Origin of the sequence: Nocardia sp. XZ_19_231, from assembly GCF_015355705.1 — a bacterium.
In the GTDB taxonomy this organism is placed as follows: Bacteria; Actinomycetota; Actinomycetes; order Mycobacteriales; family Mycobacteriaceae; genus Nocardia; species Nocardia salmonicida.
Window position 1 is genome coordinate 850971 of the sequence record NZ_JACUZI010000002.1, and the last position, 25630, is coordinate 876600.

General features: G+C 69.5%; 6 protein-coding genes and 1 pseudogene. 5 read left to right on the top strand and 2 right to left on the bottom strand.

From position 1 onward, the window contains the following. The first annotated feature begins 23 nt into the window (after window positions 1–23). The gene (locus tag IBJ82_RS11295) at window positions 24–1658 is read left to right on the top strand and encodes a long-chain fatty acid--CoA ligase (RefSeq protein ID WP_194825844.1); all 1635 of its coding nucleotides are present in this window, start codon (window positions 24–26) and stop codon (window positions 1656–1658) included. A gap of 105 nt (window positions 1659–1763) precedes the next feature. Here the strand turns inward: IBJ82_RS11295 and IBJ82_RS11300 are convergent, their stop codons facing one another. Further along, window positions 1764–2156 carry an SCO5389 family protein gene (locus IBJ82_RS11300; RefSeq protein ID WP_062982488.1) on the bottom strand — a complete coding sequence of 131 codons (393 nt, stop codon included), beginning with the start codon at window positions 2154–2156 and terminating at the stop codon, window positions 1764–1766. Window positions 2157–2228: 72 nt separating this feature from the next. Then, window positions 2229–3275 carry a nitronate monooxygenase family protein gene (locus IBJ82_RS11305; RefSeq protein ID WP_194825845.1) on the bottom strand — a complete coding sequence of 349 codons (1047 nt, stop codon included), beginning with the start codon at window positions 3273–3275 and terminating at the stop codon, window positions 2229–2231. Window positions 3276–3541: 266 nt separating this feature from the next. Between IBJ82_RS11305 and IBJ82_RS11310 the strand changes: the two genes are divergently transcribed. From IBJ82_RS11310 to IBJ82_RS11325, 4 genes and pseudogenes are all read left to right on the top strand, one after another. Continuing rightward, window positions 3542–4405, top strand: a complete 864-nt coding sequence (locus tag IBJ82_RS11310; protein ID WP_228536845.1) for a M23 family metallopeptidase — start codon at window positions 3542–3544, stop codon at window positions 4403–4405. Window positions 4406–4638: 233 nt separating this feature from the next. Further along, a complete protein-coding gene (locus IBJ82_RS11315; RefSeq protein ID WP_194825846.1) occupies window positions 4639–11988 on the top strand; it encodes a non-ribosomal peptide synthetase in 7350 nt (2449 codons plus the stop codon). A gap of 78 nt (window positions 11989–12066) precedes the next feature. After that, window positions 12067–17916, top strand: a pseudogene (locus tag IBJ82_RS11320) (amino acid adenylation domain-containing protein); the annotation flags it as partial. Window positions 17917–18057: 141 nt separating this feature from the next. Beyond that, window positions 18058–25566, top strand: coding sequence for a non-ribosomal peptide synthetase (locus IBJ82_RS11325; protein ID WP_194825848.1), 7509 nt, complete (start codon window positions 18058–18060; stop codon window positions 25564–25566). The last annotated feature ends 64 nt before the right edge of the window (window positions 25567–25630 follow it).

Genomic DNA, 25630 nt, shown 5'->3' on the forward strand with positions numbered 1-25630 from the left:
GGCAGGGACTTGAAGGAGCACCGATGCTGAGCACCATGCAGGACGACCAGCTCTCGCTGGCCAAACTGCTCAACTATGCCGCAACTTTCCAGGGCGATTCGACTGTGTCCACATGGACCGGTGACGGTGTTCGCACCATGACCTACCGCGAGCTGGGTGCGGATTCGGCTCGGCTGGCCAACGCGCTGCGTGGGCTCGGCATCGAAGAGGGCGACCGCGTCGGCACCTTCATGTGGAACAACAACGAGCACATGGTCGCTTACATCGCGGTGCCCGCGATGGGCTCGGTGCTGCACGCGCTCAACATCCGGCTGTTCCCCGAGCAGTTGGTCTTCGTCGCCAATCACGCCGAGGACAAGGTGGTGCTCGTCGACGGCACGCTGCTACCGCTGTTCGCGCAGTACCTACCGAACCTGAAGACCGTGCAGCACGTGATCGTCGTCAACGGCGATTCCGCCGCGCTCACCGCGCCCGACGGCGTGACGGTGCACTCCTACCGTGAGCTGCTCGACGCCCAGTCCGCCGACTTCGACTTCCCGATCGTCGACGAACGCTCCGCTGCCGCAATGTGTTACACCTCCGGCACCACGGGTGACCCGAAGGGCGTCGTCTACTCGCACCGCTCCAACTGGCTGCACGCCATGCAGGTGAACTCGCCCAACGGCATGGGTTTCCAGGGCTCGGACTACGTGCTGGCGATCGTGCCGCTGTTCCACGCCAACGCGTGGGGTCTGCCGTACGCGGCGCTGATGTCGGGCGCGAATGTCCTGATGCCGGACCGCTTCCTGCAGCCCGGCCCGCTGCTGGAGATGATGGCGGCCGAGAAGCCGACCTTCGCCGCCGCGGTGCCCACCATCTGGGGTGGCGTGCTGGCCGCGCTGGCCGCCGCGCCGCAGGACATCTCGCATCTTCGCACCGCCGTGGTCGGCGGTTCCGCGGTGCCGCCCGCGATGATGCGCGCGTTCGAGGAGAAGCACGGCGTGCGCATCCTGCACGCGTGGGGCATGACCGAGACCTCCCCGCTGGGCAGCGTCGCGCACGCGCCCTCCGGTATCAGCGAGGACGAGGCCTGGGAGTACCGCTACACCCAGGGCCGCTTCCCGGCCAACGTCGAGGCCCGCCTGGTCGGCGACGACGGCAAGGTCGTGCCGAACGACGGTGAGTCCCTCGGCGAGCTCGAGGTCCGCGGCGCGTGGATCACCGGCTCCTACTACTCGCCCACCGGCGCGGAGATCGACCCGGACAAGTTCGACGACGGCTGGTTGCGCACCGGCGATGTCGGCAAGATCAGCCCCAACGGCTACCTCACCCTGGTCGACCGCTCCAAGGACGTCATCAAGTCCGGCGGCGAGTGGATCTCCTCGGTGGATCTGGAGAACTCGGTGATGGGCCACCCGGCCGTCGCCGAGGCCGCCGTCATCGGTGTGCCCGACGAGAAGTGGGACGAGCGCCCGCTGGTCGCCATCGTGCTCGCCGAAGGCGCTGCCGCCGAGGCCGCCGAGCTGCGTGACTACCTGGCCGACAAGTTCGCCAAGTGGCAGCTGCCCGAGCGCTGGACCTTCATCGCCGAGGTCCCGAAGACCAGCGTCGGCAAGTTCGACAAGAAGCGCCTGCGCGCCCAGTACGCCGAGGGCGAGCTCGACGTCGTCACGGTGTAATTGGAGCGCGGGCGCGCTCGAGTCGCGGGCGGGCCGCGATGACGGAGTAAACGCGAAAAGGGCGGGCGTGGAATTGCGTCCATGCCCGCCCTTTTCGGTTCTACCTCAACAGTTGCGCAGCTCGGGGCTCTGGTTCAAGAGCTGGGCGCGCGGGCTGATGTAGCGGGTGTAGGTCTCCCCGCCGACGGCCGACAGTGGGAACGCCGCGACGCGATGGCAGTTCTGGAAGGCCAGCTTCACACCGAAATGCCGCTCCAAGCCACCACGAATGGCGTCGGAGGCCAAGGCGCGCAGCAGCTGGCCGCGGGCCACCTCGTCCGGCGGCGGCACCCGATTGTCGGCGTATTCATCGGTGCCGGTGCGCAGGTCGTCCGCGACCCGGCTCACCACCTCCCATGCGTAAGGCAGTGACGTACGGACACATTCGACGAATTCGGCGTCGTCGATATCGCCCTGTTCGGCGCGTTCGAGTAGTGCGGCGGGAACATCGAGGGACATGGCGCTCTCCTCCTGCTTGGGGGGTGGTCGGCGGGATGCGATGCCAGGTCCGAGTCTAAACGAAATTCGTTGTCAATAACCCTGAATTCGTTCCGAAAGTGCTTTTCGGAGTGCGCTTTTCGCGTCGGCGGCCAGGTCGGTGACCAGTTCGCTTGCCGGTTGCCCGGTACTCAGTGAATGAGCTTGTCCCGCCCACAGATTCACTTCGTCGGTGTTGCCGCTCGCTCGCGCGGCGGCCCGCAACGGGGCAGTGGCGTAATGAATTTCGGGGTAGGCGGCCGGTGCGTCGGCGGTGTGTTCGACGAGGAAACGGTTGCGGATCCCGCGGGCGCGACGTCCGGTGAACGCGCGCGTCAGCATCGTCGGTTCCGGCGTGCCGATCGCACCGCGGTGCACTGCGTTGGTGCCCGCTTCGGGGCAGCGCAGCAGCGCGGTGCCGATCTGCGCCGCCGACGCCCCGGCCGCCAGCACCCCGGCCACGCCGGCACCCGTGGCGATTCCGCCCGCCGCGACGAGTGGTCGTGAGGTGACGGCGGTGAGCAACTGGATCAGGGTCAGCAGGCCGGGCGGGTCGATGAGGTCGTCGGCGGGGTCGTCGAGGAAGGTCGCGCGATGCCCGCCCGCCTCGGCGCCCTGGGCGATCAACACATCGGCGCCCGCGTCGACGGCGATCAGCGCCTCGGCGGGCGAGGTGACCGTCACCCACACCTCCGAGCCGACCGCGTGCAGCCGGTCCACCTCCACCGCGGTGGGGCAGCCGAAGGTCGTCGAGACCACCGCGACCGGATCGGCCACCAGCAGATCGAGCTTGTCGGCCCAGCCGTCGGTGTCGTGCTCGGGGGTGCCGAGCGGGAATTCGGCGCCGAGTTCGGCGAGGTAGGTGGCATAGACAGCCGGATCGGCCACCACTCCGGGCGCGAACAGATTCACGCCGAACGGCGCCGCGGTGGCAGCTCTCGTCGCCTCGATCTGCGCGGCCACCGCCTCGGTGCCGAGGTATCCGGCGGCGAGCTGTCCGAACCCGCCCGCGGCCGCCACGGCGACCACCAACTCGGGTGTGGACGGGCCGCCGGCCATGGGCGCGGCAACGATGGGGACGGTCAAGGTCTCGATCACCATGGGTCGAGTCTGGTCCGTCAGGGCCGTGTTCAGGCCCGGTGACAACGTGTTTGATGGGGCGGGCACCGTGATTGTTACCGTGCGGCACATCATCTACCTGCGTTTTCGTGACAGAAGGTTGCGGAATGGTCACGGCCGGGTAGAGTTCCCGTCACAACGTATGCCGAACCGTTACACATAGTTCGACAGCGGAGAATGCCCAGGTGGTCTCCGGGCCGGTCGCAGACCGGCTTCGTTTCCTTGTTGTCGGACGCTAGGACGAGATCTTGTCGCAGCACCGTGTGGGTCCCGAATCCATCTCCGTGCAGGCCCTGCTTGCGCACGCGGATGGCCGGAGCCCGAGCAGGAGCAGGCACCGCGCCGAGGCGTCGCGTTCGGATCGTGTGCGGGTCGCCGCGAGTGCCGCGGTCGCCGCTGGCGCGCTGGTCGGCGTCACCGCTCAGATCGCCCCGGCCCTGGCCTTCGCCGCGCCGCTGCTGCCGACCCACGACGACAGTGTCGCGGAATCGGTCGCCCCCGAGTCGGCGCGCCAGGATGTCGACCTGGTCGCCGCGCAGGAAGTCGCCGCGCATGTCGAGACCGCCCCGGTGAGCGCGATCGCCGCGCCGATCGCCGCCCCCGTGGCCGCGCCCTTCGGCATCGGCAACCTGCCTCCCGAGATCTCCGGCCCGCTGTCGCAGGTCGAGGACATCCTTCAGGGCATCCAGCACCAGGTCGCGCCGCCGCAGGCCGCGCGCCCGGTCGCGGGCCCGATCAGCTCCGGCTTCGGCGCCCGCTGGGGCGCCATGCACTACGGCCTCGACTTCGCCGACTCGATCGGCGCCCCGATCAAGTCCGTGTCCAGCGGCACCGTGATCGAGGCGGGCCCGGCGTCGGGCTTCGGCCTGTGGGTGCGGGTGCTGCACGACGACGGCACCACCGGCGTCTACGGACACGTCAACGACATGCTCGTCAGCGAGGGCCAGCGGGTCAACGCGGGCGATGTCATCGCGACCGTCGGCAACCGTGGCCAGTCCACCGGCCCGCACCTGCACCTCGAGATCTGGGATCAGGGCGGCAGCAAGATGGACCCGATTCCGTACCTCGCCGCCAAGGGTGTCCCGCTGGAGTGGGGCCCTTCCGCGCACTGAGCGGTGTGAGCGCGGAATCTTCTCCGCAGAGCGAGTGACGGTGGTTCTTATGAGCCCCGTCACTTTGCTGTTGAAGCGGCAACACGTGCGCGGGTCGGTCCGATACTCCTCTGGGCCCCGAGTACCGGGGGCACGCTGACTCGGCTGACGTGTAGTCGGTCTATATGATGGCTCGATCTGCACGGTGCGGGATCGCCGCGCGTTCAGGCTCGATGAGAGGTGAATGAACCCGAATGGAAACTGCCCGTCGTTCTGCCCGCGGTAACCGCCGTCGCCGATCGAGCAGTCCGACCTTCGGGCAGTTGCTGACGGGAGCCGTCGAATCAGCCGCCGATCGGATTGCGGTTCGGTTCAACCCCTCCGGTGACCCTGCCGATCAGCGTCAGTTCACCTATTCCGAGTTCGACCAGCAGTCCTCGCAGCTGGCACGCGCGCTCATCGGTCGCGGCATCGGGCCCGGCGACGTGGTCGCCATCGGCATCGCCCGCGGCATCGAGTCGGTACTGGCCGTGTGGGCGATCGCCAAGACCGGCGCCGCCTACGTCCCGGTCGACCCGAACTATCCGGCCGACCGCATCGCCCACATCGTCTCCGACTCCGGCGCGGTGCTCGGGCTAACCACCGGCGCGTACCGTGAGGTGCTCGGCACGGCGCTGACCTGGCTCGAGCTCGACGACGCCGAGACGGCCACCCACATCGCGGCCCAGCCCGCGCACCCGATCTCCTACACCGACCGGATCCGCACCCTCGACGAGCGGCATCCGGCCTACGTCATCTACACCTCGGGCTCCACCGGCAAGCCGAAGGGCGTGGTGGTGACCCACACCGGTCTGGCCGGTCTGGTCGCCGCCGAGCGTGCGCACTATCGCGTCACCACCGACTCGCGTGTGCTGCACGTGTGTTCGCCGAACTTCGACGTGTCGGTGCTCGAATTGCTGCTCACCTTCTCCGCGGGCGCCACCCTGGTGATCGCCCCGCCCGGAGTGTTCGGTGGCTTCGAGCTCGCGGATCTGCTGCGCCGCGAACAGGTGTCGCACATGCTCATCACCCCGGGCGCGCTGGAATCGGTCGATCCGGCGGACCTGGACGACCTGCGGGTGGTGGTCGTCGCGGGCGACAAGTTCGGACCGGAGCTGGTCGGTCGCTGGGCCGTCGGCGAGCGAGAGTTCTACAACGGCTACGGCCCCACCGAGGCCACCATCCTGGCCACCAGCACCCCGCCGATGGACCCGGCCGCGCCGGTGACGATCGGCGCCGCGATCGCCGGTGTCGGTGCGTTCGTGCTGGACTCCCGGCTGCGGCCGGTGCCCGCGGGCGTGATCGGCGAGCTGTATCTGTCGGGTCCCGCGCTGGCACAGGGTTATCTGAACCGGCCCGCGCTGACCGCGGAACGTTTCGTCGCCAGCCCCTTCGGCGCCGAATCCGGTGACGCGAACGCGCGGCTGTACCGTACCGGAGACTTGGTGCGCCGCGCCGAATCCGGTGACGGCGTCATCGAATACATGGGGCGCTCGGACTTCCAGGTGAAGATCCGTGGCTTCCGCATCGAGCTCGGTGAGATCGACAACGCGCTCACCTCGCATCCCGATATCGACTTCGCGGCCACCCTCGGAAAGACCTTGCCTTCCGGTGTGACGGCACTGGTTTCGTACGTGATGCCTTCGTCCGGCGCCGCCGTCGACGTGGCCGCGCTCGATGCGTTCCTCGCGAAATCGTTGCCCGGCTACATGATTCCGGCCGCGATCATGGTCCTGGACCGGATTCCGCTGACCCCGGTGGGCAAGCTGGACCGAAAGGCGTTGCCGGAGCCCGTTTTCGCGGTGCGCGAGTTCCGTGCGCCCGCTACTCCGGTACAGCAGGTGGTGGCCGGTATCTTCGCCGAGCTGTTGACCGCCGGTGCGCCGGAAGAGATCCGGGTCGGCGCCGACGACGACTTCTTCGAGCTCGGCGGCAACTCGCTGCTGGCCGCGCAGGCCGCCACGCGCATCGGCGCCGCACTCGACACCAGGATTCCGGTGCAGGTGCTGTTCGAGGTCAGCACGGTCTCGGGGCTGGCCGAACGCGTCGAACGCCACATCGGCACCGGTGCGGGCCAGGAGCTGGTCGCGCAGCAGCGCCCCGATTCGATCCCGCTGTCGTTCGCCCAGCAGCGGATGTGGTTCCTCAACCAGTTCGATCCGGCCAGCGCCGTGAACAACATGCCGATCGCGGTGCGCCTGTCGGGTGCCCTCGATGTCGACGCGTTGCGCGTCGCGGTCACCGATCTGGTGGCGCGCCACGAGGTGCTGCGCACGATGTATCCGCCGGTCGACGGGGTCGGCACGCAGCTGGTACTGCCGCTGTCGGACCAACGCGCCGTGCCCACCCTCGCGGCCGACGACGCTACCGAGGACGCGATCGCCGCCCTGGTCACCGAGACCGTCGGCGCGGGCTTCGATGTCACCGTCGCCCCGCCGCTGCGGCTGCGTCTGCTGCGGCTGAGCGCGACCGAACACGTGCTGGTCTGCGTGATGCACCACATCGCCGGTGACGGCGTGTCGATGGGCCCGCTCACGCGCGACCTGATGACGGCCTACGTCCAGCGCAGTGCGGGCAGCGCGCCGGGCTGGCCCGAATTGGCCGTCCAGTACGCCGATTTCACGCTCTGGCAGCGCGCGGTGCTCGGCACCGAGGACGATCCGGAGTCGATCCTGACCCAGCAGATCGATTTCTGGCGCACCCAGCTCGCCGGTGTGCCCGATCAGCTCGAGCTGCCGACCGACCGGCCACGGCCCGCGACCGCCTCCTACCGTGGGGCGAGCCTGGACTTCCGGATCCCGGCCGAGGTACACGCCGGGCTGGATCAGCTTGCCCGCGCCCACAATTCGACGCTGTTCATGGTGGTGCACGCCGCGCTGTCGGCGCTGCTGGCCCGGCTGTCGGGCAGCACCGACATCGCCATCGGCACGCCCGTCGCCGGTCGTGGTGACGCCGCGCTCGACGACCTGATCGGCATGTTCGTCAACACCCTGGTGCTGCGCGCCGAGGTCGACCCGGCGGCAAGCTTCGAGGAGCTGCTCACCCGGACCCGTGCGGTCGATGTCGCGGCCTTCGGCCACGCCGACGTGCCGTTCGAGCGCCTGGTCGAACTGCTCGACCCGGCCCGTTCGACCGCGCGGCATCCGCTGTTCCAGGTGATGCTCGCCTTCCAGAACATGGCGCGCACCGCACTGGAGTTGCCCGGACTGACCGTCGCGGGCGTCGAGCTGACCATTCCGTTCGCCAAGTTCGATCTGCAGTTCGAGATGGTGGAGGACACCGATCGCCACGGTGCGCCGCACGGCATCGCGGTCGGGCTCACCTATGCCACCGACCTGTTCGACGCCGAGACCGTCGCCGGGTTCGCCGACCGGTTCCAGCGGTTGCTGGCCGCGATCGTCGCCGCGCCTGCCGAGTCGCTCGGTGCGATCGAGCTCCTGGAACCTGCCGAGCTGGACCGAATCCTGGTGCAGTGGAACGACACTCGCCACGACCTCGCACCGGAGCTGCTGCTCGACGGCTATCGGCGTGCCGTGGCCGAATATCCCGATGCCGTCGCTGTCGCCTACGAGGGCGCCGAGCTGACCTATCGGGAGTTCGACGAGCGGGTCAACCGGCTCGCCCGGCTGCTGATCACACAGGGTGTCGGTCCCGAATCCCTGGTCGGACTGGCGGTTCGGCGTTCGCTCGACCTGGTGGTCGGGATGTACGCGATCGTGACCGCCGGTGGCGCGTATGTGCCGATCGACCCGGATCATCCGACCGATCGCATCGCGCACATTCTCGATACCGCCGCGCCCGCCGCTGTCCTGAGCACCACCGCGGATGCGATCGAGGTGCCTGCCGGCGTGCCAGTGATCCTGGTGGATTCCGTACCGCTCGAGGAGTTCTCGGCCGCGCCGGTCGAGTTGGCCGAGTCGGTTCGGCCCGAGAATCCGGCCTACGTCATCTTCACCTCCGGTTCCACCGGGCGCCCCAAGGGCGTGGCGGTGTCGCACGCGGCGATCGTCAACCAGATGATGTACATGGGCGCCGAGTACGGGATCGGTCCGTCGGATGTGTACCTGCAGAAGACGCCCGCCACGTTCGACGTGTCGCTGTGGGGTTACTTCTTGCCGCTGCGGACCGGCGCGAAGCTGGTCGTGTCGACCCACGACGGACACCGCGATCCGGTGTATCTCGCCGAAACCATCGCGGCGCAACGTGTCACGCTCACCGACTTCGTGCCGTCGATGCTCTCGGTCTTCGCCGCGCACACCACCGCCGGCTCGATCCCGAGTCTGCGCGCGGTGTTCGCTGCCGGTGAGGCGCTGCCCACCGAGACCGTGGCCGACGTCGCCCGCGTCTCCAGGGCGCGGGTCCACAACCTGTACGGACCTACCGAAGCTGCCGTCACGGTGACGCGTTGGCCCGCAAGCGATTCCGATCGCGGTTCGGTGCCGATGGGCGTGCCGGAGTGGAATACCCGTGTCTACGTCCTGGATTCGCGGCTGCGTGCCGTGCCCGCAGGCGTGGTCGGCGAGTTGTACCTGGCCGGTGACCAACTGGCGCGCGGTTATGTCGCCCGTCCCGGTCTGACCGCGGATCGGTTCGTCGCCAACCCCTTCGAGCCCGGCGCGCGGATGTATCGCTCCGGTGACCTCGTGCGCTGGGGTGGAGCGTCGGCCGAGCCCGCGCTGGAATACCTGGGCCGCACCGACTTCCAGGTGAAGTTCCGTGGTCAGCGCATCGAGCTCGGCGAGATCGAGACGGCTCTGCTCGCGCAGGACGCGATCAGCCAGTCCGTGGCGCTGGTGCTCGACACCGCATCGGGCCAGCATCTGGTCGCGTATGTGGTGGCGCGCCCCGGCGAACAGCCGGACGCCGCGGCGCTGCGGACGGCGGTGGCGGAATCGCTGCCCGCCTACATGGTTCCGACCGTCGTCACGGTGCTCGACAGCTTCCCGCTGAACCCGAGCGGCAAGCTCGACCGCAAAGCTCTTCCCGCCCCGGCCTTCACCGCGGGCGAGTTCCGTGCGCCCGCCACCCCCGCCGAGGAGATCGTCGCCGGGATCTTCGCGGAACTGCTCGGCATGGCCCGCGTCGGCGCCGACGACGACTACTTCGCCCTCGGCGGCAACTCGCTGCTGGCCACCCGCGCGATCGCCCGCATCAACGAGGCACTCGACGCCCAGCTGGCCATCCGCGACCTGTTCGAGACACCCACCGTGTCGGCCCTGGCCGCGCGCATCGGCGGTGCGAGCGGTGCGGCCGCGCGCCCGGCGCTGGTCGCGACCGAACGCCCGCAACGCATTCCGTTGTCGCTGGCTCAGCAGCGCATGTGGGTGGTCAACCAGGTCGACCCCACCTCCGGCTCCTACAACATCCCCTTCGCGATCCGGCTCACGGGCGAACTCGACATCGCCGCCCTCGACGCGGCGGTCATCGATGTACTCGGCAGGCACGAGTCGCTACGCACCTTCTTCCCAGTGGTCGGCGACGCGGGTACCCAGGCCTCCGGCGGCTCCGGTCGCGCACAGACCAGTGGTGACGCCGCTGTGGTGGCCGACGGTATGCCCGTCCAGGAAATTCTCTCTGTGGCCGAAGCTCTGCCCGACGGGCTTCAAGTCGAGACGACCACCGACATCCTCACTCGTGCGGCCGAATTGGCCGGAACCGGCTTCGATGTGACGCGTGAGGTTCCGCTGCGCGCGCGGTTGCTCACCGATGGAACTTCCGCGGACCGGCTGCTTGTTGTTGTGGTGCATCATATTTCGGCCGACGGTGCGTCGTTGGCGCCGCTTGCTCGCGATCTGATGACCGCTTATGTGGCTCGTGCCGCGCACCAGGCCCCGGCGTGGACACCGCTGGAAGTCCAGTACGCGGACTACGCGCTGTGGCAGCGGGCGGTCGTCGGCGACGACGAGCAGCCGCAATCCCTGGCCGCCGCACAGCTCGACTACTGGCGCGAGCAGTTGGCCGACGTGCCCGCGCTGCTGGAGTTGCCGCAGGACCGCCCGCGTCCCTCTGTGCCGACGCTGCGCGGCGCCACCACCGAGCTGCGTCTGCCCGCCGAGGTGCACACCGCGCTGAATCACCTCGCGCGCGAGCACAAGTCGTCGCTGTTCATGGTCGTGCACGCGGCGCTGGCCGTGCTGCTCGGCCGGTTGTCGGGCACCTCCGATATCGCCATCGGTACCGCTGTCGCCGGGCGCGGTGAGCGGGCGCTCGACGAGCTGGTCGGCATGTTCGTCAACACGTTGACGCTGCGCACCACCCTCGATCCGGCCGGTTCCTTCGACGAGGCCGTCGACGTGGCCCGCGAGACCGATCTCGGCGCGTTCGCCAATGCCGACCTGCCGTTCGAGCGGGTCGCCGAGGTCGTCGCGCCGGGTCGGGGCAGTGCGCAGAGCCCGCTGTTCCAGGTGGCGCTCACCTTCAGCAACAACGAGGCGGCCGCGCTCGAACTGCCCGGCCTCACCGTGAACGCCCTGGAGACCGCGATCGCGGCCAAGTTCGACCTCCAGGTGGACGTCGAACCGCGCTTCACCGCCGCCGGTGATCCCGACGAGCTGGTCACCCTGTTCAACTACGCCACCGACCTGTTCGACGAGGCCACCGTGCGCAGCATCGGCGCCCGGTTCGCCCGCATCCTGACCGCCGTGGCCGCCGACCCGCAGATCCGCATCGGCGATATCGACATCCTCGACGAGTCCGAACGTGCCCGGCTGCTCGCAGGCGCGGCACCGGCGCCCGCGTCGAGCACCCCGTCGGGCGGCACCACGCTCGCGCAGGCCTTCACCGCTGCCGCCGAGGACGATCCCGACGGACCCGCCCTCGTCTGGGGCGACGACGCGCTGACCTACGACCAGCTCGACGCCCGCTCCGCGCGCCTGGCCCGCCTGTTGATCGCCAGGGGCTTCGGCCCCGGAGACGGGGTGGCCGTCGATCTTCCGCGTGGTGTCGACTGGGCCGTCGCGGTCTGGGCGATCCTCAAGGCAGGCGCGGCCGTGGTCCCGGTGACCGGCACCCAGCCGCACACCGAACCCATCGCGAAACTGAGCATCACGGTCGGCGAATCCCGTGGCGTCGACTGGATCTCACTCGACGATCCGGCGATCAGGACCGAGCTGTCTACCCATTCCGCCCGCCCGGTCACCTACGCCGACCGCACCCGCGCCCTGCGCGGCGGCGACCCGGTCTTCGTGGGCGCCGACGGCACCCACAGCTACGACGAACTCGCCACGGCGGGTGCGCGGGTGCGCGCCGACACCGACCTGACCTTCGAAGCGCGAACCTTCGGGTACGGCGCTGTGGACAGCTTCACCGCCCTGGTGGAGCCGGTCGCCGCGGGTGTAGCCGGCGCGTCGATGGTGCTGGTGCCGGATGCGGTGGACGGTTTGTCGGCGGCCCTGGCCGACGAGTGGGTAACCCACGTGTTCGGTGATCGGGCCGGGATCGAGGCACTCGACACCGCCGAACTCGGCGATCTGCAGGCGCTGATCGCCGACGACGCCGCACCGGGCAATCCGGGCTCGGCCGATGTGGTGCTGGTACTCGGGGACTCGCGCGCCCAGGTGGCATGACCCCGGCGCTTCGCGCCGATGGGCGGGAGCTGATGCGAGACAACAAGTTTCGGTGATGGGTGAGGTGGAACAGCTATGACACGACCGGCAAGAACCCGACCGGTACGTACGCGTCGCCCGCGCGTCACCGCGTTGGCACAGCTGCTGGCCACCGCGGTCGAGACCAACCCCGACGGTCTCGCGGTCGTCCTCGCCGACGCCACCCGCACCATCGGCAGCCTCACCTACGCCGAACTCGATGACCGCTCCAATCGCATCGCCCGCCTGCTGATCGACCGCGGCATCGGCGCGGGCGACCTGGTGGCAATCGGAATCCCGCGCTCGGTCGAGTCCGTGCTCGCCGTCTGGGCCGTCACCAAAACCGGCGCGGGCTTCGTCCCGGTCGACCCGAACTACCCGCCGGACCGCGTGGCCCACATGGTCACCGACTCGGGTGCGGTGTTCGGCTTGACCGTCGCCGCGGTCGCCGACCGCCTCCCCACCGAGGTGCGGTGGCTGCCACTCGACGGTCACCAGCCGGGTCGGCCTGCCGACGGCGACGAGCCCTTCTTCGACAACATCTCCGGTGCGGCGATCACCGCCGCCGACCGGCTGCGTCCGGTGCGGGCCGAGGACCTCGCCTACCTCATCTACACCTCCGGCTCCACCGGCCTGCCCAAGGGTGTCGCGGTGACTCAGGCCGGACTCGCCGGATTCAGCGCGGAACAGCGCCGCCACTACGGTGTCGAATCCGATTCGCGCACTTTGCACTTCGCCTCACCGTCGTTCGATGCCTCGCTGCTCGAACTGCTGCTGGCGATCGGGGCAGGCGCCACGATGGTGATCGTCGACCCGAGTGTGTACGGCGGCGACGATCTGGGCGCCCTGTTGCGGCGCGAGCGGGTGAGCCACGTTTTCATCACCCCGGCCGCGCTGGCCTCGATCGATCCGGACGGGCTCGACGATTTCCGGGTGGTGGCGGTCGGTGGCGAGGCCGTGCCGCCGGATCTGCTGCGGCGCTGGGCGATACCGCTCGCCGACGGCACCCTGCGCGAGTTCCACAATGTGTACGGGCCCACCGAGACGACCATCGTCACCAACATCAGTGTGCCGTTGAAACCGGGCGATCCGATGACCATCGGCGGCCCGATCAACGGCGTGGCCGAATATGTTCTCGACGACCGGCTCGGCCCCGTTCCGCCCGGCGTCACCGGCGAGCTCTACATCACCGGGGCCCAGCTGACCCGTGGCTACCACGCCCGCCCCGGGCTCACCTCCTCGCGCTATATCGCGAATCCGTTCGACCCGGCCGGGTCTCGCCTCTACCGCACGGGCGACCTGGTCCGCTGGACCGCCGAAGGTGCGCTGGACTATGTGGGCCGCAACGACTTCCAGGTGAAGATCCGCGGCTTCCGGATCGAACTCGGCGAGATCGACGCGGTGCTCTCGGCGCACGAGAGCCTCGACTTCGCCGCCACGATCGGCCACGAACTCGACAGCGGCGCAACCATTCTGGTGTCCTACGTGCACGCGGCGCCGGGCGCTGCCGTCGATACCACCGCCCTCACCGCCTTCGCCGAGCGCAGTCTGCCCGCGCACATGGTGCCGACGGTGCTGATGGAACTCGACACCATCCCGCTCACCCCGGTCGGCAAACTCGATCGAAAGGCGCTTCCCGCGCCGATTCTCGAGCACGCCGAATTCCGCGCCCCCACCACACCGGTGGAGCAGATCGTGGCGGGCACCTTCGCCCAGGTGCTCGAGCTCGGCGACACCCAGCTCGGCCTCGACGACGATTTTTTCGCCCTCGGCGGTAACTCGCTGATGGCCACCCAGGTGGCCGCCCGCCTCGGCGCCGCGCTGGACACCGACTTCCCGGTCCGACTGCTGTTCGAGGCGTCGACGGTGGAAACGCTGGCACGTCGACTCGCCGAATCCGCCGGTGCTGGTGCCCGTCCCGCGCTGGCGGCGGGGGAGCGGCCCGCGCGGATTCCGCTGTCGCTGGCCCAGCAGCGGATGTGGTTCCTCAATCAGTTCGACCCCGGATCGGTCGCCTACAACATCCCGATGGCGGTGCGGCTGCACGGCGCCATCGATGTCGAGGCGCTGCGCGCTGCCGTGGCCGACCTCGTCGCCCGGCACGAAACCCTGCGCACGATCTACCCCGAGACCGACGACGGGCCGATCCAACAGATCCTGGCCGAGACCGAGGCGACGCCCCGGCTCGAGGTGCGGTCGATCGCGTCCGATCAGCTCACCGCCGCCATGCACGAGTTCGGTTCGTCCGGGTTCGATGTGCGCGATCAGGTGCCGTTGCGGGTCGCGCTGTTCGAGCTCGACGCCGACGTATCGGTGCTCGCGGTGGTGGTGCACCACATCGCCGGCGACGGCTCTTCGCTCGCGCCGCTGACCAGGGACCTCATGCTGGCCTATGCGGCGCGTTCGGCCGGTAACGCGCCGGAGTGGGCGCCGCTGACCGTGCAGTACGCCGATTACGCGCTGTGGCAGCGGGACCTGCTCGGCAGCGAGGACGACCCGCAGTCGCTGGCCTCGGCTCAGCTCGCCTACTGGCGCGCGGCGCTGGCCGGGCTGCCCGACCAGCTCGACCTGCCCGCCGACCGGCCGCGTCCGGCCGTGCAGACCTTCGCCGGTGGTCGCGTTCCGATCGAGGTCGACGCCGAAACCCATCGCGCGCTGCTGGCTTTGGCGCGCAAGCAGGGTGCGACGCTGTTCATGGTCGTGCACACCGCCCTCGCGGTGACCCTGGCCAGGCTGGCGGGCACCGACGATCTGGCGGTCGGTACTCCCGTCGCCGGCCGCGGTGAGGCCGCGCTCGACGACCTGATCGGCATGTTCGTCAACACCCTGGTCTTCCGCACCACCCTCACCCGAGGTGAGTCGTTCACCGAACTCCTCGCCCGCCAACGGGACAGCGACCTCCAGGTGTTCGCGAACGCGGACCTCCCGTTCGAGCGCCTCGTCGAGGCGATCAACCCCGCCCGCTCCACGGCCCGCCATCCGCTGTTCCAGGTCGGCCTGTCCTTCCAGAACCTCAGCCGCACCGGCCTCGAACTCGGCGAGACCGCGGTCGAGGGCGTCGATGTGGACCTCGCGGTCTCCCAGTTCGATCTGCACGCCATCGTCGCCGACGCCTACGACAGTGACGGCGTCGCGCAGGGGATCAGTGGCGTATTCACCTATGCCACAGACCTGTTCGACGCGTCGACCGCCCAGACCTACGCGGACCGTTTCGCGCGAGTGCTCACCGCGATCGCCACCGCGCCCGAACGTCCCGTCGACGAGCTCGAACTGCTCTCCGATGCCGAGCGGGTGCGAATCCTGCACGACTGGAACGCAACCGACCACTCGGGCCCGTCCGCGACGCTGGCCTCCTTGTTCGCTGACAGCGCGGCAGCCGACCCCGATGGCGTGGCGCTCGTCGATGCCGACGGCGCGCAGCTCACCTACCGTGATTTCGCCGCGCGGGTGAATCGGCTTGCGCGACATCTGATCACGCAGGGTGTGGGAGTAGAGGACCGCGTGGCGCTGGCGATCCGGCGCTCCACCGACCTTGTCGTCGCGATGTACGCGGTGACACAGACCGGCGCGGCCTACGTTCCCGTCGACCCGGATCAGCCCGCCGACCGCGTCGCTCATGTCCTCGATACGGCGGCGCCTGCCTGCGTATTGACCACCACGCGTGACGGATTCGCCGCTGCGTCGGCGCCGGTGATCGCCATCGACACGCTCGATATGTCCGCGGTCTCGACCGCGCCGATCGTGGTGAGCGAGCGCGTCGGAGTGCTGCGCCCGGAGAACACGGCCTACATCGTCTTCACCTCCGGGTCGACCGGCAAGCCGAAGGGTGTGGCGGTCTCGCACGGCGCGATCGTCAATCAGTTGCTCTGGAAGACAGCCGCTTTCGGCCTCGGTCGCGACGACTCGGTCCTGTTGAAGACCGCCGCCACTTTCGACCTCTCGGTCTGGGAGTTCTGGTCGGCCGCGATCTGTGGTGGCCGCCTGGCGATCGCCGCCGCCGACGGCCACCGCGACCCCGCCTATCTGCTGCGGGTACTCGCCGCGCAATCGGTGACAACCCTGCACGTGGTGCCCTCGATGCTCGACGCGTTGCTCACTGAATCCGCCGGTGCTCTCCCGCGTTCACTGCGCCGCGTACTCGCCATCGGCGAGGCCCTGCCCGCCGCTACCGCCCAGCGTTTCCTGGCGACGACCTCGGCGGCACTGCACAACCTGTACGGCCCCACCGAAGCCGCGGTCTCCATCACCGACCACCGCGTCACCACCGCCGATCGCCCCACGGTCCCGATCGGTCGACCGGTGTGGAACAGCGGCGTCTACGTCCTCGACGCCCGGCTCCGGCCGGTCCCGGTCGGTGTCGCAGGCGAGCTGTATCTCGCGGGCGCGCAGCTCGCCCGCGGTTACTACGCCCGCGCCGACCTCACCGCCGACCGCTTCGTCGCCGACCCCTTCGCCGGACCCGGCGGCGCGCGCATGTACCGCACCGGCGACCTCGTCGCCTGGACGGCTGACGGCGAGCTCGAGTACCGCGGTCGCACCGACTTCCAGGTGAAGATCCGCGGGTTCCGCATCGAGCTCGGCGAGATCGAGGCCGCCCTGCTCGCCGCACCGCGGATCGCCAAGGCCGCGGTGATCGCTTCGACGGATCCGCAACTCGGCGACCGGCTCGTGGCCTACGTCGTCCCCGCGTCCGAGACCTCGCTCACCGCCGCGGAGGCCAAAGCCGCCGTAGCGCAGGTGCTCCCGTCCTACATGGTTCCCGCCGCCTTCGTCGTCCTCGACCACCTCCCGCTGAACGCGAACGGCAAACTCGACAGAGCCGCACTCCCGGCGCCGGTACTCGAACCGCGCCGCTATCGCGCACCCGAGACCGATCACGAGATCGCCGTAGCCGCCGTCTTCACCGAGGTCCTCGGCGCGCGAACTCCCGGCCTCGACGACGACTTCTTCGCCCTCGGCGGCAACTCACTGCTGGCCACCCGCGTCGTGCACCACCTGCGCGAACACACCGGCGTCGAACTCACCGTCGCGGCGTTCTTCGCCGACCCGACCGTCGCCGGTCTCGCAGCGAGAATCAGCGACGGCCCAGCCGGCGCCGCCGACCTCGAAGCCGCACTCTCGGTCGTGCTCCCGATCGCGCGCCGCGGCACCCGCCCGCCGCTGATCTGTGTGCACCCGGTCTCCGGTCTGGCATGGGCCTACGCGAGCCTGGTGCCGTATCTGCCCGACGATCAGCCCGTGGTCGGCATCCAGTCGCCCGCACTGAGCGAACCGGAATTCCGGCCCACATCGGCCGAAGAACTGGTCGACCGCTACCTGGCCGAAATCCGTGGCGTGCAACCGCATGGCCCCTATCAGCTGCTCGGCTGGTCGCTCGGCGGCGTGCTCGCACAGGCCGTCGCGACCCGTTTACAGGCCGAGGGTGAAACGGTGGCATCGCTGACGATGCTCGACAGCCTCCCCGGCGCCGCACTCGCCGATTTCGGTACCGAATTGCGGCACGTGCTCGTCGAACTCGGCATCCCCGAGCACCAGCTACCCGACCGGCTCACCGAGCTGGGCGAGGAGGCGCTCGCGTCGCTGCACGACGCGCTGGCGGGTGACGCGCCGATCTCGCGTGCGCAATTCGTCGGCATGTACCGCGGCGCGCTGCACTCGGTGGCGTTGCTCACCGAGCTGGAGCACGCCAGATTCGAGGGCGATCTCACCTATTTCACCGCCCTGCAGACCCCCCAAAAGCAGGGGGACGGCGCCTCGCGATGGCGGCCGTTCGTCAGCGGGATCATTGCTGACCACCCGGTCCAGGCCACTCACCAGCAGATGCTCTCGACTGTGGCGGTAGCCACGTTCGCAGCGGCAATTGCCCAGGTCGTCGCGGGTATGCCCGGATCCGTCGATATGTGTCCGTAACGGGCTCGATGGGCATTACGATTCCGTTGCGATAGAGTTGGTGTGTCGTGGCGCACACCTCGGCGACGGTCGGCAGCGGCTATGTAGGTGTGGCTATGCTGTGTCCGACTCGGCCGCCGGACGCGAGAGGTGTATTGGTCTGTGGAAACCCCCCGCCGCACGGGCCGTGCCGGTCGCCGACGTGCTACCGGCGTCCCGTTGTTCGGTCAACTGCTCACGGCCGCCGTCGAATCCGCGGCCGATTCGATCGCGCTGCGCTACAACCCGACCGGGATGCCCGGTGCGGAACACAACCTCACTTATCGTGAGCTCGACGAGCGATCCTCGCGCTTGGCCCGTGAACTCATCGACCGTGGTATGGGCGCGGGCGATGTCGTCGCGATCGCGATCGCTCGATCGATCGAATCCGTGCTCGCCGTGTGGGCCATCGCCAAGACCGGTGCCGCGTACGTGCCGGTCGACCCGGCCTACCCGGCCGACCGGATCGCCCACATCGTGGCCGACTCCGGCGCGACCATCGGCCTGACCACTGCGGCCCATCGCGCCTGCCTCGGCACCACCGCGTATTGGATCGAACTCGATGACCCGGTGGTCGCCGAACGTATCGCCGTACGGCCCGCGCACGCGGTGAGCTACGCCGACCGGGTCCGCCCGATCGACGAACGTCATCCCGCCTACGTCATCTACACCTCCGGCTCCACCGGCAAGCCCAAGGGCGTCGTGGTGACCCATGCCGGGCTGGCCACGCTGGTAGCAGCCGAGCGCGAACACTTTGGCGTGGAACCTGATTCGCGCGTGCTGCATGTTTGCTCGCCGAACTTCGATGTGTCGGTGCTCGAGCTGCTGCTGCCCTTCGGCGTCGGTGCCACGCTGGTGATCTCGCCGCCACGGGTGTTCGGCGGTTTCGAACTGTCGGACCTGCTGCGCCGCGAGCGCATCACCCACCTGCTGATCACCCCGGGCGCGCTCGAGTCCGTCGATCCGGCCGGGCTGCCGGATCTGGCGACCGTGATCGTCGCGGGCGACCGGTTCGGTCCTGAGCTCGTCGGCCGCTGGGCGACCGGTGGGCGTGCGTTCTACAACGGCTACGGGCCCACCGAGGCCACGATCCTGGCCACCAGCACCGCGGCGCTGCGGGCGCACGCCCCGATCACCATCGGCACCGCGGTGCCCGGCATGGGCGTGTACGTGCTCGACGCGCGGCTGCGGCCGGTGCCCGCCGGGGTGGTCGGCGAGCTGTACCTGTCCGGCCCCGCGCTGGCACAGGGGTATCTGGGCAGGCCGGGGCTCACCGCCGAACGCTTCGTCGCCTCGCCGTTCGGGCCGGGCAGGCTGTACCGAACCGGCGATCTGGTGCGCCGCTACGAACACGACGGCACGCTGGAATACCTCGGCCGCACCGATTTCCAGGTGAAGGTGCGTGGCTTCCGGATCGAGCTGGGCGAGATCGACAACGCGCTCACCGCGCACCCCGACCTCGACTACGCGGTGACGCTGGGCAAGACGATGCCATCGGGTGCGACGGCGCTGGTCGCCTATGTGCTGCCACGCGTCGGCCACACGGTCGATACCGGTGAGCTGGCGGAGTTCCTCGCGGAAACGTTGCCCGCGTACATGATTCCGTCGGTCATCATGGTGCTCGACGCGGTGCCGCTGACCCCTGTCGGCAAGCTCGATCGCGCCGCGCTGCCGACGCCGGTGTTCGCCGTGCGCGGCTTCCGCGTGCCCGCCACCCCGGCCGAACAGGTGGTGGCCGATGTGTTCGCCGCACTGTTGCTGCGTGACGGCGCGGGCCGGGTCGGCGCCGACGACGACTTCTTCGAACTGGGTGGCGACTCGCTGCTCGCCGCCCAGGCGGTGGCCCGCATCGGTGCCGCGCTGGATGTGCGGGTGCCGGTACAGGCGGTCTTCGAGGCGCCGACCGTCGCCGGTCTGGCCAATCGCGCCGAGCAGCAGCGACTGTCGGCGCACGCGCTCCCGTTGACGCCGCGTCCGCGCCCCGAACTGGTCCCCCTGTCCTACGCCCAGCAGCGGATGTGGTTCCTCAACCGCTTCGACCCCGCGTCGGCGGTGGACAACATCCCGGTCGCGGTCCGCCTCTCCGGTCGCCTCGACCTGCCCGCCCTTCGCGCCGCGATCGCCGACCTGATCGCCCGCCACGAAGTTCTTCGCACGGTCTATCCGGTGTCCGACGGCGTCGATTCCGAGGGCTTCGGCGCGGTGCTCGACGGCGAAGGTCACCAGCTGGTGCTGGCGGCGGGCGATCCGGCCGCGATGCCCGAGTTCGATGTCGTCGAGGTGGCCGAAGACGAGCTGACCGAGGCGATCGGCGCCGCGGCGCTGACCGGTTTCGACGTCACGGTCGGTCCGCCGGTGCGGGTCCGGGTGCTGGCGATCTCGGACAGTGAGCACGTCATCGTGTGCGTGGTGCACCACATCGCCGCCGACGGATTCTCCTTCGCGCCACTGACCAGGGATCTGCTCACCGCCTACGCCGAACGACGCGGTGGCGGCGCGCCGCAGTGGCCGCCGCTGCCGGTGCAGTACGTCGACTACACGCTGTGGCAGCGCGAACTGCTCGGCGTCGAGAACGACCCGAATTCACTGCTCGCCGCGCAACTGGCCTTCTGGCGTAATACCCTGTCCGGCCTGCCCGAACAGCTCGAACTGCCCACCGATCGCCCACGTCCGGCAGTCTCGAGCCGGGCCGGCGGCTCGCTGAGCATTCAGGTGCCCGCCTCGGTCCACGCCGGCTTGTCCGCGCTGGCCCGCGAGCACAACGCCACGCTGTTCATGGTCGTGCACACCGCGCTGGCCATGCTGCTGGCCCGGCTCTCCGGCACCCGCGACATCGCGATCGGCACCCCGGTCGCAGGCCGCGGTGAGCAGGCGCTCGACGAGCTGATCGGCATGTTCGTCAACACCCTGATTTTGCGCACCGAGGTGAATCCGGCGGCGAACTTCGCCGAGTTGCTCACCGAGGTTCGGTCGCGCGATCTCGCGGCCTTCGGACATGCCGATGTGCCGTTCGAGCGGCTCGTCGAACTGCTGGAGCCGGTGCGTTCGACCGCGCGGCACCCGCTGTTCCAGGTGATGCTGACCTTCCAGAACCTGGCCCGTTCCGATCTCGCCCTGCCCGGCCTCGCCGTGTCCGCCGCCGATTTCGCGGTGCCGCTGGCGAAGTTCGACCTGCAGGTGGAGCTCGCCGAACACATCGGCATCGACGGCGCAGCGCAGGGGCTGGCGGCCACGTTCGTCTATGCCACCGATCTTTTCGACCGCGCCACGGTCGCCGACTTCGCCGACCGCTGGACGCGGGTCCTCGCCGCGGTGGTGGCCGATCCGGCAAAGCCCGTGGGCGATATCGACGTGCTCGCGCCCGGTGAGCGTGAACTCGTACTACGCGAGGGCAATTCGCCCGGCATCGCGGTTCCCGAGGTGACCCTCCCCGATCTGATCATCGCCCAGGCACGCCAGCGACCCGATGCGATCGCGATCAGAGCGGGGGAGCGGTCTGTCACTTTCGCCGATCTTCTCGGCCGGGCATCGGCTCTCGCGCGTGCGCTCATCGCGCAGGGCGCGGGCCCGGAAACCCTGGTGGCCGTGGCTGTCCCGCGCACCGAGGAGTTGCCGGTCGCGTTGCTCGCGGTGCTGTTGTCGGGTGCGGGCTATCTGCCGATCGACTCCGGATACCCGGCGCAGCGCCTCGGCTACATCATCGCCGACGCGAAACCCGCTGTCCTGCTGTCGAGCTCGGCGGAGCACGAACTGCTGACGCCCCTCGCGAACCTGCCTGTGGTGTTGCTCGACGAGCAACCCGTCTACTCCGACGCCCCCCTGCATCCCGGCGAACGCCGCGCCGCGCTGCACCCCGATCATCTCGCGTACGTCATCTACACCTCGGGTTCCACCGGCCTGCCCAAGGGCGTCGGCGTGACCCATCGCAATGTGCTCGAGCTGTTCGCCAACACCCAGTTGCTGTTCACCTTCGACGAGGACGACGTGTGGACGGTGTTCCACTCCTTCGCCTTCGACTTCTCGATCTGGGAACTGTGGTGCGCGCTGGCAGGCGGCTCGTCGGTCGTCGTGGTCGATCACCTGACCTCCCGTTCGCCGATCGAATTCCGTGAGCTGCTGGCCACCGAACACGTGACGGTGCTGAGCCAAACCCCCACTGCCTTCGCGCAACTGGACGAAGCCGACCGCGCCGCACAGGCCGCCGGCGCCACACCGCTGCCACTGCGCTACGTGGTCTTCGGCGGCGAGGCCCTCGACCCCCGCAAGCTCAACCGCTGGTACGACCGGTACGGAAACGGCCACGGCGCACCGGAACTCGTCAACATGTACGGCATCACCGAGACCACGGTCCACGTCTCCCACCAGGTCCTGACCTCGCGGACGGCGGAGATCGTGGCCGACCGGGCGGACATGGCGGGAGCGGATGCGGCGGTAGAGCGGCGTGAGGATGCCGCCGAACTGCCCGGCAGCCTCATCGGCCGCGCACTGCCAGGGCTGTCGGTGGTGGTCCTCGACGACCGGCTGCGCCCGGTGCCCTTCGGCGTCGCGGGTGAGCTCTACATCGCGGGCAACCAACTCTCGCGCGGCTACCTCGGCAAGCCGGGCCTCACCGCCACCCGCTTCGTCGCCGACCCGTTCGGCGAACCCGGTGCGCGCCGCTACCGCTCCGGTGATCTCGGCCGCTGGATCGGTTTCCGCGGCACCCCCACCCTCGAATACGGCGGCCGCGGCGACCAACAGGTCCAGTTGCGTGGTTTCCGCATCGAACCGGGCGAGATCGAGGCCGCCCTGCTCCGGATACCCGGCGTCGGTCAGTCCGCCGTCATCGTGCGGGCCGACGAGCACGCCGGTGACCGCCTGATCGCCTACGTCGTCCCGGCGACAGGTGTAGTCGAGCCCGATGTCGCCGGTCCGAAGAGCCCGGTAGGGGCACGCTTCGAACGTGGCGGTGCGGGCTTCGCCGACGAAGACTCCGGGCCGCGCGTGGCCACGGCACTCGACCCGGTGCAGGTGCGCGCCGCCGTTGGCGACTTCCTCACCGGCTACATGGTTCCCGACGCGGTCGTGGTGGTCCCCGAACTGCCGATGACCACCAACGGCAAGCTCGACCGGGCGGCTCTGCCCGCACCGGAGTTCACCGCCGCCAACACCTTTCGCGCGCCGACCACTCCCATCGAACTCAGCGTCGCCGAGGTATTCGCGTCCCTGCTCGGCGTGCCCGAGATCGGCCTCGACGACAACTTCTTCGACCGCGGCGGCAACTCGCTGCTCGCCACCAGGGCCATCGCCCGCATCGACCAGGCACTCAGCACCGACCTGGTGGTGCGCGATCTGTTCGAGGCGCCGACCGTCGGCTCGCTCGCCGCGCGCGTGCGCCCTGGTTCGGTGACCGCGCCACGACCGCCGCTGATCCCGGCGCAGGATCGGGGCGTCATTCCGCTCTCGCCCGCGCAGCAGCGGATGTGGTTGCTCAACCGCATCGATCCCGACTCACCGGCGTACAACATCCCGCTGGTCCTGCGGCTGCGCGGCGCGCTCGACACCTCGGCACTGCGCTACGCCGTCGCCGACGTGCTCGAACGGCACGAGGCACTGCGTACCCGCTTCCCGGCCGATGACGCCGAAGCTGTTCCGTACCAGGAGATCCTGCCCGTCAGCGCGGTGTTGCCCACCGGCCTCGCGCTCGAGGAGTGCGATGATCCGCGTGAACGGGTGATCCGCTTGCTCTCCGGTGGTTTCGACGTCGCCGAGCGAGTTCCCTTGCGCGCCGGGCTGTTCACGGCCCGCGCCGACGATCCGCTCGCGGAGGAGGAATATGTGCTCGCCGTGGTGGTGCAGCACATCATCGCCGACGGCGCCTCCCTGGCTCCGCTGGCGCGTGACCTCGTGATCGCCTACCGGGCCCGCGTCGAAGGTCGTTCGCCCGCCTGGGCGCCACTGCCCGTGCAGTACGCCGACTACGCGCTGTGGCAGCGCGAGGTGCTCGGCGCGGAATCCGATGAGAATTCCACCGCCGCGAGGCAGCTGGAATTCTGGCGGCACACCCTGTCCGGACATCTCGGCACGGTGGAACTGCCGCACGACCATCCCCGCCCCTCGCACGCCTCGCTGCGCGGCGCCGACGTGAGCGCCACGCTGCCCGCCGACGTCCATGTCGGCCTCGCCGAGATCGCCCGCAGGCACAACGCCTCGCTGTTCATGGTCGTGCACGCGGCACTCGCGGTGTTGCTCGCGCGGATCTCCGGCAGCACCGATATCGCGATCGGCACCCCGATCGCCGGACGCGGCGAACCCGAACTCGACGACCTGGTCGGCATGTTCGTCAACACCTTGACCCTGCGCACCGAAGTCGACCCGCGCCGCGGATTCGACGAATTGGTCAGCGCCGCCCGCGAAGTCGGCCTCGCCGCGTTCGCCAATGCCGACCTGCCGTTCGAGCGAGTCGTCGAGGAGGTGGCCCCGACCGGCACCGTGTCGCACAACCCGCTGTTCCAGGTGGTGCTCTCGTTCCACAACAACGAGACACCGGTGCTTCGCCTGCCCGGCCTCACCATCGAGGCGATGGACCTCGCGGCCCGGCCCGCCAAGTTCGACCTGCAGGTCAATGTCGAACCACGCCTGTCCGCGACCGGCGAACCCGACGAGATCGGCGTCGTCTTCACCTACGCCACCGATCTTTTCGACGAGCACACCGTGGCGGCCTTCGCGCGCGGGCTCACCGAGATCGTCACCGCGGTCGCCGCCGATCCCACGGTGCGAGTCGGCGATATCGACCTGCGTGATGCCAGAGAACGCGAACGCGAACTGACCGCCGCGGCCTATGCGCCCGCGCCGTCGGCCAACGGCGCCGCGCTGGCACAGGAACTGGCCTCGGCGGTGGAGGAGGACCCGGACGCGCCCGCTCTCGATCTGGGTGGATCCGAGATCGTCTACGCCGAATTCGACGCCCGTTCTTCGCAATTGGCTCGCTCGCTGATCGCCCGCGGCGCCGGGCCCGGCACCGGGGTCGCGGTGCGCCTCGACCGCGGGGTGGATGCGGCGATCGCGACCTGGGCGGTGCTCAAGGCCGGCGCCGCGGTGGTGCCGCTGATGACGATGAACGCGCGCCTGCCGGGCAGCCTCGAGGTGAAGCTCGGCCTGACCATCGACATCCTCGACGCACCCGACGGCCTCGACTGGTACGACCTCGCCGACCCGGCACTGCGCGCCGAACTGGCCGCGGAATCACCGCGCCCGATCGGCTACGCCCATCGCACCCGCGCGCTGCGCGGCGACGACGTGGCCTTCGTCGGCGGTGGCCGCACGCTGAGCTACGACGAATTGGCGACCGCGGCCGAGCAGGTGGCCGAGCGCACCGGGCTCAACTTCGAATCGCGGACGCGAGCGGCGGGCAGACCGGATTCGGTGGCGGGCGTGCTCGAGATCGTCGCGGCCGCGATCGCGGGTGCGACGTTGGTGATGGGGGCAGACCAGGGGGGTGCGGACGAGGTGAGCCACGTGTTCACCGAGGCCGCGGTGGCCGTCGCCGAACCCGGCGACGGGACCGGTGCGAGGATTGTCGCGCTCAGTGAGATGATCGGCAACGCCGGGCAGCCGCACGAGCGGCGCACGGTAGTCGGGATGGATGGATAGGTGGAACGAACACTGGCTGGTCCGCGCGCGGTGCGGATGAGTGGCAGTGCGCGTCGATATCGGT